General features: G+C 54.3%; 1 rRNA gene (running past one end of the window). It reads right to left on the reverse strand.

The features are described 5' to 3' along the window. Positions 1-51 precede the first annotated feature (51 nt). Positions 52-2,384, reverse strand: a 23S ribosomal RNA gene (locus DQX05_RS29810); it runs 600 nt beyond the window's last position.

Genomic DNA, 2,384 nt, shown 5'->3' on the forward strand with positions numbered 1-2,384 from the left:
ATTGTACCTTAAAAACTGAATGCGAAAGTTCGTCTTGCGAATCATCTTAGTTAGGATAAGCCCTCGACCGATTAGTATTGGTCAGCTCCATGCATTGCTGCACTTCCACCTCCAACCTATCTACCTCGTCGTCTTCAAGGGGTCTTACCAATGTGGGAAATCTCATCTTGAGGGGGGCTTCACGCTTAGATGCTTTCAGCGCTTATCCCTTCCGTACTTGGCTACCCAGCTATGCCTCTGGCGAGACAACTGGTACACCAGCGGTACGTCCATCCCGGTCCTCTCGTACTAAGGACAGCTCCTCTCAAATTTCCTACGCCCGCGACAGATAGGGACCGAACTGTCTCACGACGTTCTGAACCCAGCTCGCGTACCGCTTTAATGGGCGAACAGCCCAACCCTTGGGACCTACTTCAGCCCCAGGATGCGATGAGCCGACATCGAGGTGCCAAACCTCCCCGTCGATGTGGACTCTTGGGGGAGATAAGCCTGTTATCCCCAGGGTAGCTTTTATCCGTTGAGCGATGGCCCTTCCATGCGGTACCACCGGATCACTAAGCCCGACTTTCGTCCCTGCTCGACTTGTAGGTCTCGCAGTCAAGCTCCCTTCTGCCTTTGCACTCTTCGAATGATTTCCAACCATTCTGAGGGAACCTTGGGGCGCCTCCGTTACTCTTTAGGAGGCGACCGCCCCAGTCAAACTGCCCGCCTGACACTGTCCCCGAACCGGTTCCACGGTCCCAGGTTAGAACTCCGATACGATCAGGGTGGTATCCCAACGGCGCCTCCACCGAAGCTGGCGCTCCGGCTTCTAAGGCTCCCACCTATCCTGTACAGACCGTACCAAAGTCCAATATCAAGCTGCAGTAAAGCTCCATGGGGTCTTTCCGTCTTGTCGCGGGTAACCTGCATCTTCACAGGTATTAAAATTTCACCGGATCTCTCGTTGAGACAGCGCCCAAGTCGTTACGCCATTCGTGCGGGTCAGAATTTACCTGACAAGGAATTTCGCTACCTTAGGACCGTTATAGTTACGGCCGCCGTTTACTGGGGCTTCGGTTCATAGCTTCGCCTTGCGGCTAACCACTCCCCTTAACCTTCCAGCACCGGGCAGGCGTCAGCCCGTATACTTCGCCTTACGGCTTCGCACAGACCTGTGTTTTTGCTAAACAGTCGCTCGGGCCTATTCACTGCGGCCCCCTCGGGCTATTAACCCTACCGGGGCACCCCTTCTCCCAAAGTTACGGGGTCATTTTGCCGAGTTCCTTAACGAGAGTTCTTCCGCGCGCCTTAGAATTCTCTTCTCGCCTACCTGTGTCGGTTTGCGGTACGGGCACCTTTACCTGGCTAGAGGCTTTTCTTGGCAGCATGAAATCAAGACCTTCGGTACTGTAATTTTCCCTCCCCGTCACAGCCCAGCCTTACGGTCAGCGGATTTGCCTACTGACCAGCCTCACTGCTTGGACGAGCATCCATCAGCTCGCGTCCCTATCCTTCTGCGTCCCCCCATTGCTCATAACGGCTACGGTGGTACAGGAATTTCAACCTGTTGTCCTTCGACTACGCCTTTCGGCCTCGCCTTAGGTCCCGACTTACCCTGGGCGGACGAGCCTTCCCCAGGAACCCTTAGGCTTTCGGCGGACATGATTCTCACATGTCTTTTCGTTACTCATACCGGCATTCTCACTTGTGTACAGTCCAGCAGTCCTTCCGGTCTACCTTCAACCCGGTACACAACGCTCCCCTACCACTGATGCAAAGCATCAATCCATAGCTTCGGCGGTACGTTTAGCCCCGTTACATTTTCGGCGCAGAGTCACTCGACCAGTGAGCTATTACGCACTCTTTAAATGATGGCTGCTTCTAAGCCAACATCCTGGTTGTCTGGGCAACTCCACATCCTTTCCCACTTAACGTACACTTAGGGGCCTTAGCTGATGGTCTGGGCTGTTTCCCTCTTGACAACGGACCTTAGCACCCATTGTCTGACTCCCGGATAATAAGTCCATGGCATTCGGAGTTTGACTGAGCTTGGTAACCCTTGGCGGGCCCCGCACCCAATCAGTGCTCTACCTCCACGACTCTTCCTCCGAGGCTAGCCCTAAAGCTATTTCGGGGAGAACCAGCTATCTCCGAGTTCGATTGGAATTTCTCCGCTACCCCCACCTCATCCCCGAATTTTTCAACATTCGTGGGTTCGGGCCTCCAGTGCGTGTTACCGCACCTTCACCCTGGACAGGGGTAGATCACACGGTTTCGGGTCTACGCCTACGTACTTATTCGCCCTATTCAGACTCGCTTTCGCTGCGGCTACGGCTTTTCACCTTAACCTTGCACGTAAACGTAACTCGCCGGTTCATTCTACAAAAGGCACGCCATCACCC

This window comes from Paenibacillus thiaminolyticus (assembly GCF_003591545.1).
GTDB lineage: Bacteria > Bacillota > Bacilli > Paenibacillales > Paenibacillaceae > Paenibacillus_B > Paenibacillus_B thiaminolyticus_A.